12 protein-coding genes are annotated in these 13,161 nt (G+C 39.4%); 3 read left to right on the top strand and 9 right to left on the bottom strand.

Annotation, left to right across the window (positions count from 1 at the left end; genetic code table 11):
• Positions 1 to 11 precede the first annotated feature (11 nt).
• Positions 12 to 1,007 (bottom strand): LacI family DNA-binding transcriptional regulator, encoded by a 996-nt coding sequence (locus B7E04_RS12595; RefSeq protein ID WP_080780678.1) that lies wholly within the window; start codon positions 1,005 to 1,007, stop codon positions 12 to 14.
• Between the two features lie 324 nt (positions 1,008 to 1,331).
• Here B7E04_RS12595 and B7E04_RS12590 point away from each other — a divergent pair, with 324 nt between their 5' ends.
• Positions 1,332 to 1,895, top strand: coding sequence for a Crp/Fnr family transcriptional regulator (locus B7E04_RS12590; RefSeq protein WP_080778975.1), 564 nt, complete (start codon positions 1,332 to 1,334; stop codon positions 1,893 to 1,895).
• Positions 1,896 to 2,054: 159 nt separating this feature from the next.
• Positions 2,055 to 2,381, top strand: a complete 327-nt coding sequence (locus tag B7E04_RS12585) for a DMT family transporter (RefSeq protein WP_080780677.1) — start codon at positions 2,055 to 2,057, stop codon at positions 2,379 to 2,381.
• Between the two features lie 66 nt (positions 2,382 to 2,447).
• Here B7E04_RS12585 and B7E04_RS12580 read toward each other — a convergent pair whose 3' ends face one another.
• From B7E04_RS12580 to gpmI, 5 genes are all read right to left on the bottom strand, one after another.
• Positions 2,448 to 3,215 (bottom strand): class I SAM-dependent methyltransferase, encoded by a 768-nt coding sequence (locus tag B7E04_RS12580; protein WP_080778974.1) that lies wholly within the window; start codon positions 3,213 to 3,215, stop codon positions 2,448 to 2,450.
• The gene (gene map, locus B7E04_RS12575; RefSeq protein ID WP_080778973.1) at positions 3,215 to 4,024 is read right to left on the bottom strand and encodes a type I methionyl aminopeptidase; all 810 of its coding nucleotides are present in this window, start codon (positions 4,022 to 4,024) and stop codon (positions 3,215 to 3,217) included. The genes B7E04_RS12580 and map overlap by 1 nt, the downstream gene beginning before the upstream one ends.
• 95 nt (positions 4,025 to 4,119) lie before the next feature.
• A complete protein-coding gene (locus B7E04_RS12570) occupies positions 4,120 to 4,551 on the bottom strand; it encodes a BT0820 family HAD-type phosphatase (protein ID WP_080778972.1) in 432 nt (143 codons plus the stop codon).
• A gap of 92 nt (positions 4,552 to 4,643) precedes the next feature.
• Entirely contained in the window at positions 4,644 to 5,624 is a 981-nt protein-coding gene (locus B7E04_RS12565) for an acyl-ACP desaturase (RefSeq protein ID WP_062652225.1), read from the bottom strand.
• A gap of 152 nt (positions 5,625 to 5,776) precedes the next feature.
• The gene (gpmI, locus tag B7E04_RS12560) at positions 5,777 to 7,318 is read right to left on the bottom strand and encodes a 2,3-bisphosphoglycerate-independent phosphoglycerate mutase (protein ID WP_080778971.1); all 1,542 of its coding nucleotides are present in this window, start codon (positions 7,316 to 7,318) and stop codon (positions 5,777 to 5,779) included.
• Between the two features lie 182 nt (positions 7,319 to 7,500).
• Here gpmI and B7E04_RS12555 point away from each other — a divergent pair, with 182 nt between their 5' ends.
• Positions 7,501 to 7,824, top strand: coding sequence for a translation initiation factor (locus B7E04_RS12555; RefSeq protein ID WP_040999102.1), 324 nt, complete (start codon positions 7,501 to 7,503; stop codon positions 7,822 to 7,824).
• Positions 7,825 to 7,826: 2 nt separating this feature from the next.
• Here the strand turns inward: B7E04_RS12555 and B7E04_RS12550 are convergent, their stop codons facing one another.
• From B7E04_RS12550 to B7E04_RS12540, 3 genes are all read right to left on the bottom strand, one after another.
• Complete coding sequence (locus tag B7E04_RS12550) at positions 7,827 to 8,726, bottom strand: leucine-rich repeat domain-containing protein (protein ID WP_080778970.1); 900 nt, start codon at positions 8,724 to 8,726, stop codon at positions 7,827 to 7,829.
• A gap of 57 nt (positions 8,727 to 8,783) precedes the next feature.
• Positions 8,784 to 10,937: an alkaline phosphatase PhoX gene (locus tag B7E04_RS12545; protein ID WP_080778969.1), complete on the bottom strand. Its 2,154-nt coding sequence runs from the start codon at positions 10,935 to 10,937 to the stop codon at positions 8,784 to 8,786.
• A gap of 376 nt (positions 10,938 to 11,313) precedes the next feature.
• Entirely contained in the window at positions 11,314 to 13,143 is a 1,830-nt protein-coding gene (locus B7E04_RS12540; RefSeq protein WP_080778968.1) for a cytochrome-c peroxidase, read from the bottom strand.
• Between the last annotated feature and the right edge of the window lie 18 nt (positions 13,144 to 13,161).

The following is a 13,161-nucleotide window of genomic DNA, read 5'->3' as shown; positions in this document are numbered from 1 at the left end:
ATTGTTATTTTTTATCCGACTGATTTATTATTGATCAGCCGGGCAGGAAAAACTACTTTTTTCCCGTTATCCGAGTAATTATTAATCTGGCTGTCCATTAGCCTCACTGCTTCTTTAGCCATTTCGGTCAAAGGCTGCTGTACAAAACTAATTTCTGTAGGAAAAAGATGATAGGCTTCCGTTTCATCAAAAGCAATAACGGAAACATCCTGAGGAACTTTTATATTGTTTTTCAAAAAGTACCTCAATCCGGCAATTCCAAGCTTATTGGTAGAAAAAAAGAAAGCTGTCTTTTTGGAAAGATCAAGATTTGATTCAAGTCCGCGAAACACTTCTTCAGCAATATTCTCCAGTCCGACCAAAACTTTTTTACAGAAAACTTCAGGTGTAATTCCTTTTTCAAAACCGTCCATTCTTTCCAGTAAATGAGGAAGCTGGGTGTCATAGCCCACATAAATAACCTCTTCAAACTTTTTTCCAGCTAAATAATTTCCTACAGATTCTGAAATTGCCATATTATCAATCATCACACCGGGCATATTGATGTTTTTAAGGTACCGGTCTATGGTTACAACAGGATATTTTTCTTTAATCAATCTTTTAATAGCGTCATCAGAGTTAAAGACAGGCGCTATGATCATTCCGTCTACCTGCTGTTCGGAGAAAAGTTCTGTAAGTTTCTTAAATTTTTCAGGATCTTCATCTGAGCTGCCAATTAATAACGTGTAGCCTAATTTCATGGCCTCGTCTTCTATACACCGTGCAATACCCGAGTAAAAATCATTTGAAATATCGGCCAAAATGAGTCCCAACAGCTTACTTCTGTTCATTTTAAGGCTTTTTGCAATTTTATTCGGGGTATAGTTAATCGTTTCAGCAATTTCAAAAATTTTTTCGCGGGTAGCCTCACTGATCCGGCTGCCCTCTTTTTTGTTTAAAACATAGGAAACCGTTGCAACGGAAACCCCTGCAATTCTAGCTATATCTTTAATGGAAGTTCTCTTCAAAATATCAGTTTTGCCCTGCAAAATATTTTATAATTTCAAATAAAACAACCGTCTAAATTTTTTGGTTATGTAAAAATTAATTGTACTTTCGCATTTTTTTCAAAACAGATCACCACTACAATTAAAATATTAAAAATCAAACAATTAAAAATAAAATTTTAATTCTAGTTTTATTATATATTACTTAATTATAAAGGTAAGTTTAAATTTAGGTTAAACGTTTATCCAAAATTATTTTTATAAATTTAAAATTACCCTGGAAGTGACGTAAATATTCTTAGGAAAAATAAAAAACTAATACTTTTGCATCATAGACTTCCCTTTATGGATATAAACCAGATTCTCGACCGCATTTATGTTCTTCCTGAAATTTCCAGAAATGCTTTGAAACAATACATTACAGAAATATCACATCCTAAATCTTTCTGCCTGATGGAAGCCGATAAAATTATTCCGTATATCTATTTCATAAGAAAAGGGATAGTAAGAGCCTACGCCTCTACCGCTGACAATGATATCACTTTCTGGTTCGGAAGCGAGGGAGAAACAGTGGTTTCTATGAAAAGTTACGTGGAAGACCGCCCTGGCTACGAAAGCATCGAGCTTCTTGAGGATTGTGACCTGTATGTCCTGGAAACGGAATATTTAAAAAAGCTTTTCGAAACAGATATCCATATTGCCAACTGGGGCCGTAAATTTGCAGAAAAGGAGCTTGTAAGAACGGAAGAACTGATTATTTCAAGACAATTCAAAACCTCACTGGAACGATATAAAGATCTGATGACCAATAAGCCGGATCTTCTTAAAAGAGTGCAGTTGGGCCATATTGCTTCCTATCTTGGGATCACACAGGTGAGTCTGAGCAGAATACGTGCGGAGATGAAGTGAAAGGTTCCGGGGTTTAGAGTTTAAGGTTTAAGGTTTAAGGTTTAAGGTTTAAGGTTTAAGGAAGTTAATAATTGGTGCATATTCAATTTATTTTTTAACAATTGTAAAATTTTTTCTCTTTTTAAATGCTGAAATTTGCAGCAGAGAAAATCAAAAAAAATGAATTGGATTATTTTAATCATCGCCGGGTTATTTGAGGTCGCCTTCGCTTCCTGTTTAGGAAAAGCAAAAGAAACTTCCGGATCTGAGATGTACTACTGGTATGCAGGATTCCTCGTTACTATGACCATTAGTATGCTGCTGCTTATCAAGGCTACACAAACCCTGCCTATCGGGACGGCTTATGCGGTCTGGACCGGAATAGGCGCTGTAGGAACCGCTCTTATGGGAATTTTCTTTTTTAAGGATCCCGTAAGCTTCTGGAGGATATTTTTCATTGTTACCTTAATCGGTTCCGTAGTAGGTTTAAAATCTGTTTCCCACTAAGACCGAAAACAATTTCTATCTATATTAAATAAACCCGTCCTTTGCTTTAAAGACGGGTTTATTGTTTTATTTTTTGAAAACCACGGGTAAGATTTCGTTTTCTCTTAAGCCGTATTTTTTAATTTCTTCTTCTGAAAAATTCTTCGAATAGAAATTAGGTTCTGTTTCAAAACCCGCCTTTCTTAAACGGTCGAAATAATCCATTCCATACCAGCGGACGTGATCGTACTGCCCAAAATGTTTCTGGCGCTCTTTAGGATCAGTAATGGAAAAATCTTCATAGGTTTTTTCTAAGGAATTCCTCATCGGAACCTGGAAAATTCCCCAGCCTCCGGGCCTCATCACCCTGTACAGCTCACTGATGGCCTTTGCATCATCTACGATATGTTCCAGGACATGATTGCAAAAGATAATATCAAAGCTTTCATCCGCAAACGGCAGTTCAAGGATATCCGCTTTCACATCCACAATGGGCGAAAACAGGTCTGCAGAAATATAATCCAGGTTTTTCATCATCTTGAATTTCCTCAAAAACTCCTGCTCGGGAGCGATATGGAGAACTTTCGCATTTTTGATGAAAAAATCAGTCTCATTCTGCAAATACAGCCACATCTGGCGGTGTCTTTCAAGGCTTAAAGTCCCCGGAGACAATGCATTTTCACGCTGCTTTCCGTATCCGTAAGGAAGGAATTTCCGGTAAGATTTCCCGTCAATAGGATCAAAAAACTGGTCACCTTTGAAGAACTGATAAATCAATGGCCTCGCCCAGATGCTCATTTTGATCAGCATCGGGCGGGGTATTTTATTGAGTAAAAGTTTGGTTACTTTCTTCATTAAAAATCCAGTTGGAATGGCTTCTCTTCATCGCTTACAATACCTAAGGCCTCATAAACGTATTTGAATGTGGAAAGTAATACCGGTTTACCATTGATCACCGCTACATCGTGCTCAAAATGGGCAGAAGGCAGGTTATCCAGGGTAGTTACCGTCCAGCCGTCGTTATGGAATTTTACTTTTTCTGTTCCAAGGTTTACCATCGGCTCAATAGCGATCGCTAAACCGTCTTTGATGACTTTTCCGCTTCCCTGCTTTCCGTAGTTCGGAACCTGTGGATCCTCATGCATCTTTCTTCCCAAACCATGTCCTACAAGCTCTCTCACTACACCGTAACCTTCTTTTTCGCAATGCGCCTGAATCGCGTGGGAAATATCCCCGATTCTTTTTCCTCTCATGCATTGCTCAATTCCTTTGTAAAGGGATTCTTTGGTTACCTGCAGCAATTTTTTAACCTCCGGCTTTACTTCTCCGATCTCAAATGTGTAAGCGTGATCTCCTACGAAGCCGTTAAGAATTACTCCACAGTCTACAGAAAGAACATCTCCTTCTTTGATAATATCATTGTTTGGAAAACCGTGTACGACCTGATCATTCGGGGAAATACACAAAGAATTCGGGAAACCTCCGTATCCTAAAAAAGCAGGTTCAGCACCGTGATCTTTAATAAAATCATGGGCAAGCTTATCAAGATATAGTGTATTGATTCCCGGTTTTATTTCTTTGGCCAGCATTCCCAGTGTTTTGGAAACCAGATGCGCACTCTCCTTCATCAGGCGGAGCTCCTCTATTGTTTTTAATTGAATCATTGTATTAATTTACCAATGTATTGATGTACCAGTGTAACAATGTCATAAGTCATTATTGTTCCATTGTTATACTATTAAATTGTTATATTATTTGTCTACCAGAAAAGTCCTTTTTTCTTTTCTTTTTTAAGTTTGGAATAAGCCAGAACTTCTTTTCCTTCTACCCTGAATTCTATTCTTTCCTGGATAATGTTGTAGATTTCTCCCCAGCCCGGAAACCCTCCTAAATTTCTGTCATCAATGAACCAGTCTGCATCCAGTTTTCTGGATTGGTTCTCGGAATCAAAAATTTCTCCTTCAAAACTTGAATTCACCGCATAGAACTCAACGCCATTCTGCTTACAGAATTCTACGGCTTCATCTAAAGTTTTTCCGTGTCTATATGTCCAAAGGATAAGTCTGTATCCTTCTGCCTGAAGTTTTCTTAATGTTTCGAAAGCGAATATTTTTGCTTTCCCAATTGCCGGGTATGCATCATCCACAATAGTTCCGTCAAAATCTACAGCAATTTTTTTATTATTTAACATTTTGTTGTTTTTTTAGCTGTGCAAAGATAAGAAATAAAAAGAGTGCCAAAAAACAGTGGCACTCTTAAGTTGTATAATTATGGTCCGTAAGACTAACTTTTCACCCAATTGAACTGGAACTGAAGGTCCGGAGTAGAAATTCTGTCCGTAATTTTCTGAAGTCTTGCAGGCAGTTTCATCAGATATTCCTGAGCTTTCTCTGCTTTTTCATTAAGACCTTTTATGTGCTCAATCTTCCATTCATCCAGCAGGTCTTTCATGATATTGATATAATCTTGGCCTGTATAAACCATACATCTCTGTGCTGCATCTGAGAAATGTCCCCAAAGTTCGCCTGCTTTCTGACCGGACTGTCTCATCATGTGAGCCGGCATTACGATCTTTTTACGCATCATATCTTCAAAGGCAAGAATCATTTCAGACGGGTCTATTTCAAGGATTTTGGCTACGAAATGCTTGTATGCTTTTGCGTGTCTTGCCTCATCTGCTGCAATCACTCCGCACATTTTCGCCAGTTTTCCGTTTCCGGACTGTTTGGCCAATGTACCTACCCTTCTGTGAGAGATATTGGTGGCTGTTTCCTGAAAACTTGTGTACACGAAATTTCTGTATGGATCCATACTGGTTCCCAAATCAAAACCGTCATTAATCAGATATTGAGTGGTCACTTCTACTTCTCTCATATTTACTCTTCCACACAGGTAAAGATATTTACTCAAAAGATCTCCGTGTCTGTTTTCTTCGGCAGTCCAGGCTCTTACCCAGTTGGCCCAGCCGATTTCTTTCTGCTCCTGATCTACTCCGTCTACCCCCATCAGCCAGGATTCGTAAGACGGAAGAGCTTCTTCTGTAATACAGTCTCCGATCAGGGTTACAAACAGGTCGTAAGGCATTTCGCGGGCAAACGTCTGAATTTCTTCCAAGTCATATTTAAAATCAGCGCTTGAAGGATCCGGAAGGTAGTCGGAAGGCTGCCAGATTTTTTCAATTGGCGTTAAAAATTTATCCAGAAAAGAACCGACCTCCTTTTCCAATATTCCCATTACTTCTTTCCTAACAAGCTTTTGATACATTTTACTAAATAGATTTTAATTTGCAAAGATATGATTTATTTATTATTTAACGCATAATAACATATGCGTCTCATCCAATGTCTGATATAAATCATACAAAAATACCGCCAATGATACCATAACGACATTTTTATGACAATATTATTGAATATTTAACTTACTAAAATGTCTCCTGTCATTACTTCCGGAATTTCCACACCCATTACTTTCAGAATGGTTGGAGCCACATCACCCAGTTTTCCGGGTTTTAAATTCCAGGTATGGTCTTTATCCATTACAATGAACGGGACAAGGTTTGTAGAATGCTGGGTATTTGGGGTTCCATCCGGATTGATCATTACATCTGAGTTTCCGTGGTCTGCCAGAATGAAAACTGCATATCCATTCTCGTACGCTGCCGTAGCCACTTTCTCGATGCATTTATCTACCGTTTCCGCAGCTTTTACGGCTGCTTCAAAAACACCTGTATGCCCTACCATATCGGTATTGGCGAAATTCAGACAAACAAAATCTGCCGTTCCGTTTTCCAGTTCGGGAACGATAACATTGGTGATATCGTACGCTGACATTTCAGGCTTCAGATCGTAGGTAGGAACATCTTTGGGACTTGGGCAAAGCAGTCTTCTTTCGCCTACAAATTCCTCTTCTCTTCCTCCTGAAAAGAAGAAAGTCACGTGGGGATATTTTTCTGTTTCCGCAATTCTGATCTGGGTTTTTCCGTTTCTTTCAAGGATTTCCCCCATCGTTTCCTTTAATACTTCTTCGTCAAATACCACCTGTACGTTCCGGAAGGTTTTGTCATAATTCGTTAAAGTAATATAATGAAGGTTCAGCTTCCGCATAAAATACTCAGGGAAATCCTTCTGGCATAGAACTTCGGTGATCTCACGTCCTCTGTCTGTACGGAAATTGAAGCAGATCACCACATCATCATCTATAATTTTAGCTACAGGAACTACATTACCAGTTGCTGTCGTATTAACGAGGATAATCGGCTTTAAAAATTCGTCTGTCACATTATTATCATAAGAAGATTTAATGGCAGCCAACGCATCTGTAGTTTGCAGGCCAACACCTTCCACCATGGCATCATAAGCGAGTTTTACCCGTTCCCATCTTTTATCACGGTCCATCGCATAATATCTTCCGATCACGGTGGCCAGTTTTCCCACTGTTTTCTGCATATGGTCCTGAAGATCTTCTATAAAACCTAATCCTGAATGCGGATCACAGTCCCTGCCGTCCGTAAATGCATGGACAAAAACATTCTCGTGCATTCCAAACTCATGGGCAGCGGTTAATAAACCTTTTAAATGATTGATATGTGAATGTACTCCTCCGTTGGAAACCAATCCGATAAAGTGGAGTTTTTTATTTTCTCTTTTAGCATATGCGAAAGCATCCTGAATGACCTGCTGCTGTCCCAGTGTTCCGTTTTCAACCGCCATATTCAGCTTTACAAGATTCTGATACACTACTCTTCCTGCTCCTAAATTCATATGTCCTACTTCAGAATTCCCCATTTGTCCTGCGGGAAGTCCTACAGCCAGGCCGCTGGCTTCAAGTGTGGTATGTGGAAATTTTTGATAACAACTGTCTATAAATGGAGTGTTTGCTTTGTCTAGTGCAGAAACCTCAGGATTTGTTCCCAGCCCCCATCCGTCAAGGATTGCTAATATTGCTTTTTTTGACATTTTGTATAACTTTTTGTTACACAAATTTACCTAATTTCCGATGAATGGACGAATTATTCGCGTGCTGATTATCTTTTTTACGCAGATTTTCACACAGGGATATCGTTTACTGATGTGAATGATTGCAGTTATTTGTGATAAAATATTGATGATATTTGTGTTTAAAAATTTAATTTTGCTGTATGGATTTACGAGATCAGTTAAAGAACCTTTTTCCTGAGCACGAAGAACAGGATTTTGAGATGCCTAAAGAAGAATTTAAGCAGCAGGAACCCCTGGTATGCAAATTTGAGAAAAAAGGCCGAAACGGTAAGCCTGTAACGATTGTTGAAGGCTGGGAAGGCAGTGAGGAAGATTTAAAGAAAATCTCTAAAAAAATAAAAACCACCTTGGGAATAGGCGGTTCAGAGAAAGATGGAACGATCATTATTCAGGGCGATAATCGTGATAAGATAATGAATATCCTTAAAGAAATGGGATATAAAACCAAAAGAGTCGGCGGATAGGTCTAGAAATAGATCTGGGTTTCCGGCATAAGGTTTTTCAATCGTTCAATCTTTATTTTTTCTATTGGGTTTCCGGTCAGGATCAGGGTCTTCAGCTTTTTCAGCTGTCCGATTTCCACAGGAAGGTCTTTCAGATTATTATTAGCCAGATTCATGCTGACTATGTTTTTCAATCCCTTTATTGCGGGGGAAATTTCTTCAAGATGATTATTGCTTACGTTCAGGAATTCCAGGTTCTGTATCCTGAACAGGTTTTCCGGCAGTTTTATGATTGCATTCTGCTGAAGTTCCAGATATTTCAGGTTTTTAGGAAATGACAGATTCCCGAGATCATTAATCTGGTTTTCAGACAAATTCAGGAATTTTAAATTCTTTATTCTGTACAAACGATCTGCAATACTGCTGATCTGGTTTCCCTGAAGGTTAATTTCCTCCAAAGCCGGGATTTCCATCAATGCTTCTGGAAAAACATTCAGGTTGTTGGCATCAAAATGAACTGCTTTTAAGTTTTGAAGTTTTGAAACATTAGGATTAATGCTTGTCAGGCCATTGAGGTTCATCGAGAATGTATTGAGCCTGGTCAGTTTCCCGATGTCATCCGGGATATACTTGATGCTGTTTTCATTTACATTCAGGATTTCCAGGTCAGTTAAAGCAAAAATTTCCTGATCCATTTTTTCAAGCTTATTTCCCATGATATTCAGGAAAAATAGGGATTTCAGCTCTAAGATCCGTGGAGGCAGGTTAAAGAGTCCTTTTTCCCTGAAACTCATACTATATACAGGTTTCGGGCTTTTTAACGCCTCATCGATGCTTGTAAATGTAGGATATTTTACAGGATCAATCTGTGCTTTTGCAAAGCTGATAGAGAGGATAGAAATAAACAGGACAATTTTTTTCATAAGAATAAGTTTCGGGGCGGCGGCTTCGCCGCCGCACCCGAAACAGGTATTAATAATTTATTTTTTTAATAGTTTCACCGTTTTCTGGAAACCTCCTTCGGCTTCAATATTCAGAACCAGAATACGGGATGCTTCAAGCTGGTGGGTAAAATCCAGATCCAACAGCCTGTTTACTCCACTGAATTTCTTCGAGTAAACGATCTTTCCGTCCATACTGTAAGCTGTCACTGAGATATCCTTCAATCCTTTAGGAGAAGTGATTTTTACCATTCCCGAAGTAGGATTCGGAGCCACCTCCACTGTATTTTCTGCATTTTGGGTTTCAACTGTTCCCAATGAACCGGCTGTTCCTAAATTTTGCTTTAGAGCAACAACAATGGTAGCGGATTTCCCTCTGTAATCAATGGTATTTCCTGTGGCATCAATATCCGTGGAAATCGTAGAATCCGGGTGCTGGATTGAGAAGAAACCGAATTTATGATCAGGAGTAAATGTCAGTCCTGTAGGTTCTGATCCTGCAGGCATAGAAGCGAAAAGTCTTACTTTAGGATTAGCCTGTGTATGGTCCGGAGCAATAACCCAGATGTAATTCTTTCCTCCGTCCTGAAGTACCCAAAGGTTTCCAAGCTCATCGAAAGTAAGGTTATCATTTCCATCTCCCCATGCTTCCGTTTTCATTCCCTGCGGCGTGTTGAAAGAATAACCTGTAGAAGCTCCTCCTACAAATGTTTCTACCTGAGAAGCCGTGGTTCCGTTGTCCTGAAGACGGTATACTTTATCCAACCCTTTTGCTGTAAAGTAGATCTTTCCGTCTAACGGACTGATGTCTACATCTTCCACCCCATTAAACCTGGTTCCTCCTAAGGAATTGGCAAGTGCTGTTGTATTGTTTTGGTCAGCTTTTATTTTATTAGGTACCTGTACCCATGTTGCTGTAGTTCCTACCGGATCTCCTGAAGTGCTTAATCCCTGATCGAGTTTTAACACATAAAGGTTTCCTGAAGAAAGATCATTAGGAGTATCCATTACATATTTGTACACCATGTGAGTTCCACCGTCTTCTCCGTAGTACGCCGTTGTTCCGGCATTATTTACCACTACATTTTCGTGGTTCATAATCCCCATCTGCCATAGTTTTCCTTTGGATCCATCCGGGTTCTTGGAAGAAACCTGTGCTGTAACCGGGTCAATTTCCACTAACCACCCGTAATCTTTATACCCATCACTGTTTACATCATTGGAGGTTACCGATTCTTCTGCAGTAACAATAGTTCCCCATGGAGTAACTCCTCCTGAACAGTTTCTGATGGTCTGAACCAGACTTGGATCTGAGAAGCTTACTGCTCTCGATCGTGTAAGCTGCCAAAGTTTTGTGGTTGTATTGTAATTGATTTCAGCCATGGTAACCCCGCCCGGATTGGTTTCGTGGTTCACGGAAAGATATCCGTTGGTACTGCTTCCGGATTTGGCAACATATCCGGTAAAGTCATTCTGGCCGCCTACCATTCCGCCTCCTTCGGTATAGTTATCTCCTTCTTTTAAGATCAACTGGTATTTATGTTCCGCAGGAATGATCAGTTTATTAGTCTGCGTGGTCGGAACAATGGATGTAAAACAGCTGATGTGTGTTCCTGTACATCCGGGATTAACGACCACCGGGGTAGTTGTTTTTAAATAAGCATCAATTCTAAGATCTGAACTGGCTCCGGTTCTGTTGTGAAGTTCTACAGAAATCCTGTTGGTTCCGTTTACAAATTTAGACTTTGGAATAGAAAAAATATTATAAACACTTTCTGCTGAACCGTCTATCGTTGTACTGGAAGGCGTGTTGAAAGCAATAGTTCCGGCAGGCATATTATCTCTTACCACTTCCACTCCGTTAAGATACACCACGATTCCGTCATCTCTCATCACACCCAGTTCCATATTATCTGAAAGTGTTGCAAGATCTACAACAAAATCCTTGGCAAAATAAGCAGCAGTAAGACCGGAGTTAAGAGTGGTAGTTACAGGATCTCCGTATCCGAGAGGTCCGTTTCCAACCGTCCAGCTTGAAATATCAAATGTCTGACCTTTCCAGGTATCTGCAAGCGCCTGGTTATTGTCTTTATAGCTCCAGGAAGAGTTTTTATTGAATAAAAAAGTCTGTGCCTGTACACTAAATCCGGCAACCATAGCCAATGCCGCAATTGTAAGTAGTTTTTTCTTCATTTTTCTTGATTTATTAGACTCTGCAAAACTATTTTTTTGCTGCGGCACCTCTGTTAATAAGACTTTAAATAAAAGTCCGGGAATATTAATTAATCTGAAACCGAATGTTAAGGGAATTAAATAATTGTTAAATGATCTCGTTTTTTGAGTCGGAGAAATTGAGGGTCGGAGGGTTAGAGGGTTTGAGAGTATTAGTGACGTTGGATATGTGATTTTTTGTTGAACTCTAAATTATTCTACTTTGCAGAACGGAAATCCTGATTATAAAAGAGAATTAAAATCTGATATTACAAGCTCTATAACCCATCTCTTCTAAATCTCATAAACACCATAACTCTCAAACCCTCTAACCCTCCGACTCTCAGACTCTCCAACCTCACTTAGATTTACTAATATCCGTCAGAGAATTCAAAAAGGCAATGATCTGACTGATCTCTGTCTTTGTAAGATCCAGCTTGTCAGGTGGCAGAGTCTGGTTTTTCATCGGTAAGCCTAATCCTTCACCTCCGCCTTCATTATAGAAATCCATTACTTCTTCCAGCGTGTTGAAGGCTCCATTGTGGAAGTAAGGTTTGGTCAGGGCAATATTTCTTACCGTAACGGTTTTAAAGGAATAATCATAGATCCATGATTTTTCTTTCCTGACCGGGCTGTTTCCCCTTCCCAAATCCGGATCCAGCTCAACAGGAAGCTGGCTGACCGGTTTTGTAGTAACTCCTAAAACTTCAGACTCATTTTCATTAAAAAACGGGGGAACCAACCCTGAAAAATGAGGGGCAAAATGACATGTTGCGCAATTCGCTTTTCCCATAAACAGGTTGTATCCTTTTTTCACCTCATTGGAAATCTCTTTTTCATTTCTCATAAAACGATCAAAATCACTGTCGAAAGAATATAAGGAGGCTACATAAGAACTTAAAGCTTTGGAGAAATTTTCTTTGCTTACTTTACCGTCTTTAAATGCGGTACGGAAAGCCTTTTTATACTCAGGTTTTGTTTTTAATTTCTTAATAATATCTTCATAGCTGGTATTGAATTCATCATCATTGTAGATCACATGCTCTGCCTGCTGTTCAAGATAGAAAGCCCGAAGGTCATAAAAAAACCTTTTCGCAAAAACGGCATTGTACAGCGATGGGGAGTTCCTTAAAACCGTTTTTCCTTCCACATTGCTCTGGGATTTTACCTTAAGGTCTGTAAACGCATTTTCCTGAAGATGACACGCTGCACAGCTCATCTTACCATTCTCGCTCAGATTCTGATCATAGAAAATAGATTTCCCCAAACTGCGCAGCTCCTGGCTATCTTCTGAAGGCTTCAGCAGGGTATAGAAATAAGGATCCAGAAAATCGCTGCTGAAAAGACCTTTACTCTTTACATTCCAGCCGGAGAATTCTTTGAGATCATCTTCCCTTCCATCCCATGTTCCAAATTCTTCATAAAGAGGCTGGATGTATTTTTTATAGAATTCAATCCGGTCGAATGTCTCAAAATCTTTGTGGCCGGCAAGATAATGTATTCCTTCGGAAAGGAGCTGATCAGCTTTCCGGATATTATAGTTCTTAAAATAAGCATCGTCATTGATGTATTTTTTTATTCCGGTGAATGCATGACCTGCTTCTTCCGAAATATTCAGTGAACCGGGAGTATCAAAACCTGTAACGCCAAGGGTATAGATTCTGATCAGTTCTATTCTCAGGGGCAGTGTTTTGTTATTTCCTTTGCTAATTCCGTTTTTTACGGAACTCAGATAAAAAACCGAGTAGGAATTGTACAGAAAGTCTGTAATGGTTTTAATTTTCTCCTTTTCATCTGCGGCTTCATCGGAATAGATCAGTTCATCCAGAACCTGTAGCCCCTCCGGTGGCAGTGTGTATGCAGAAGTTCCTGCAGCTTCTATATGAAAGAGCGGAGCTGCATTCAGATGGGTCTTTGTAAATTCGGGATAGTGATAGGCTATATAAAATTCGATTTCTTTGAATGAATTCCTAGTACTGCTCAAAGATTTCCTCAGTTCTTCAATAGAAATCCCGTCATCTGAGAATTTATACACATCTGATTTTAGCTGGTCGAGCTTGCTTTTAAAATCAGACAAGCCTTTATTGACAAAGGTATTATCGTTTTCTCTTCCCTTATCAACAGGGTTAAAAGACATGACGGCAAAACCGATCAGTACAATCACAGCCAGCAGCGGATATAATCTCATTAATTTTTAGGCGCAAAA

Source organism: Chryseobacterium phocaeense, from assembly GCF_900169075.1.
In the GTDB taxonomy this organism is placed as follows: domain Bacteria; phylum Bacteroidota; class Bacteroidia; order Flavobacteriales; family Weeksellaceae; genus Chryseobacterium; species Chryseobacterium phocaeense.
This window is presented reverse-complemented; position numbering and strand designations above follow the sequence as displayed.

Coding starts and splice junctions, on each gene's coding strand:
- B7E04_RS12545 (WP_080778969.1), bottom strand. CDS start 10,937: ATGAAGAAAAAACTACTTACAATTGCGGCATTGGCTATGGTTGCCGGA.
- map (WP_080778973.1), bottom strand. CDS start 4,024: ATGATTCAATTAAAAACAATAGAGGAGCTCCGCCTGATGAAGGAGAGT.
- B7E04_RS12570 (WP_080778972.1), bottom strand. CDS start 4,551: ATGTTAAATAATAAAAAAATTGCTGTAGATTTTGACGGAACTATTGTG.
- B7E04_RS12550 (WP_080778970.1), bottom strand. CDS start 8,726: ATGAAAAAAATTGTCCTGTTTATTTCTATCCTCTCTATCAGCTTTGCA.
- B7E04_RS12555 (WP_040999102.1), top strand. CDS start 7,501: ATGGATTTACGAGATCAGTTAAAGAACCTTTTTCCTGAGCACGAAGAA.
- B7E04_RS12540 (WP_080778968.1), bottom strand. CDS start 13,143: ATGAGATTATATCCGCTGCTGGCTGTGATTGTACTGATCGGTTTTGCC.
- B7E04_RS12580 (WP_080778974.1), bottom strand. CDS start 3,215: ATGAAGAAAGTAACCAAACTTTTACTCAATAAAATACCCCGCCCGATG.
- B7E04_RS12565 (WP_062652225.1), bottom strand. CDS start 5,624: ATGTATCAAAAGCTTGTTAGGAAAGAAGTAATGGGAATATTGGAAAAG.
- B7E04_RS12585 (WP_080780677.1), top strand. CDS start 2,055: ATGAATTGGATTATTTTAATCATCGCCGGGTTATTTGAGGTCGCCTTC.
- B7E04_RS12590 (WP_080778975.1), top strand. CDS start 1,332: ATGGATATAAACCAGATTCTCGACCGCATTTATGTTCTTCCTGAAATT.
- gpmI (WP_080778971.1), bottom strand. CDS start 7,318: ATGTCAAAAAAAGCAATATTAGCAATCCTTGACGGATGGGGGCTGGGA.